At 62.6% G+C, this 1,588-nt stretch carries 2 protein-coding genes; both read right to left on the bottom strand.

What is annotated here, in order from left to right; all coding sequences use genetic code 11:
• Positions 1 to 270, bottom strand: a 270-nt coding sequence (locus EN994_RS30610; protein ID WP_164746382.1) for a purine phosphoribosyltransferase family protein, incomplete at its 3' end; no start/stop codon positions are given.
• A gap of 9 nt (positions 271 to 279) precedes the next feature.
• Complete coding sequence (locus EN994_RS30605) at positions 280 to 1,425, bottom strand: alpha-hydroxy acid oxidase (RefSeq protein WP_063170322.1); 1,146 nt, start codon at positions 1,423 to 1,425, stop codon at positions 280 to 282.
• Between the last annotated feature and the right edge of the window lie 163 nt (positions 1,426 to 1,588).

The raw sequence follows: 1,588 nt of genomic DNA, 5'->3' as shown, positions 1-1,588 counted from the left end.
GGGCAGCTTGCCCTTCTTGCGGATCGGCACGAAACCGGCCGAGAGCTGATGGGCGACGGCGCCGCCAAGGATAAAGCCGCGCGCCTCGATGCCGGCGATCTTGTCGATCTTCTGGCCGGCATAGGGATGCACCAGTTCGTCGATGGCGCGGCGGAAGGCGCGCGCATTGCCAAGCAGCGTGGTGATGTCGCGAAACAGGATGCCGGGCTTGGGATAGTCCGGAATGGTGCGGATCGCGGCAAGCAGCGTGTCTTCGAGCGAGGATTTCATGGGTCGAGATTACCTGAAACGGAGATTGTTGCGCGACAATTGTTCGATCGAGCTGCAGCCCATCAGCCTCATGCCGCGTTCGATCTCGACCCGCATCTGTTCGAGCGCCCGTTCCACGCCGGGCTGGCCGGCCGCCGCGAGCGGAAACAGATAGTAGCGTCCGACGCCGACGGCCTTGGCGCCGAGCGACAGCGCTTTCAGCACGTGTGTGCCGCGCTGCACGCCGCCATCCATGATGACGTCGATCCTGTCGCCAACGGCATCGACGATCTCGGCAAGCTGGTCGAACGCCGCCCGTGAGCCATCCAGCTGCCGCCCGCCATGGTTCGACAGCACGATGCCGCTGCAGCCGATGTCGACAGCGCGTTTGGCATCCTCCACCGACATGACGCCCTTGAGGCAGAACGGACCCGACCAGAGCTTGACCATCTCGGCGACGTCGTCCCATGTCATCGACGGATCGAGCATCTCGGTAAAGTAACGGCTGATCGACATCGTGCCGCCGCCCATGTCGACATGCTCGTCGAGCTGCGGCAGCTTGAAGTCCTCATGGATGAAATAGTTGATCGCCCAGGCCGGCTTGAGCGCGAACTGCGCCATTCCGGTAAGGTTGAGCTTGAAGGGAATGGCAAAGCCGGTTCGTTTGTCGCGCTCGCGGTTTCCCCCGGTGATGCTGTCGACGGTCAGCATCATCACCTCGACCCCGACCGCCTTTGCCCGCTGCATCATCGCCCGGTTAAGACCGCGATCCCGGTGGAAATAGAACTGGTAGACCTGCGGGCCGCTGCTGATGCTGCGCGCCTCCTCGAGGCTGACGGTGCCCAGCGACGACACGCCGAACATCGTGCCGTATTTGGCGGCGGCCTTGGCGACCGCGCGCTCGCCCTGGTGATGGAACAGGCGCTGCAAGGCGGTCGGCGAGCAATAGAACGGCATCGCCAGCTTCTGGCCCATGACCGTCACCGACATGTCGACCTCGCTCACCCCGCGCAGCACGTTGGGAACCAGATCGCAGGTCTCGAAGCTTTCGGTGTTGCGGCGATAGGTGACCTCGTCGTCGGCCGCGCCGTCGATGTAGTTAAAGATCGGCCCCGGCAGCCGCTGCTGCGCCATGCGGCGGTAATCGGAAAAGTTGTGACAGTCGCTGAGCCGCATCATCGAATTCCAAAGGCCATGGCGGGACAAGTTTCTCGCCACCGTTCGATGCATCGAATATCAACCTGTTGTCGGCGTGCCAACGGACTATTTTTCGAGCTGCCCTCCGGACATGGCCATGAGCAAAAAAAGGGACGCCGAAACGCCCCTTTCTGGTCTAATC

It is taken from the genome of Mesorhizobium sp. M7A.F.Ca.CA.002.09.1.1 (assembly GCF_003998555.1).
In the GTDB taxonomy this organism is placed as follows: Bacteria; Pseudomonadota; Alphaproteobacteria; order Rhizobiales; family Rhizobiaceae; genus Mesorhizobium; species Mesorhizobium ciceri.
The sequence above is the reverse complement of the archived record's forward strand: the minus strand, read 5'-3'. Positions and strand labels throughout refer to the sequence as shown.

Coding starts and splice junctions, on each gene's coding strand:
- EN994_RS30605 (WP_063170322.1), bottom strand. CDS start 1,425: ATGCGGCTCAGCGACTGTCACAACTTTTCCGATTACCGCCGCATGGCG.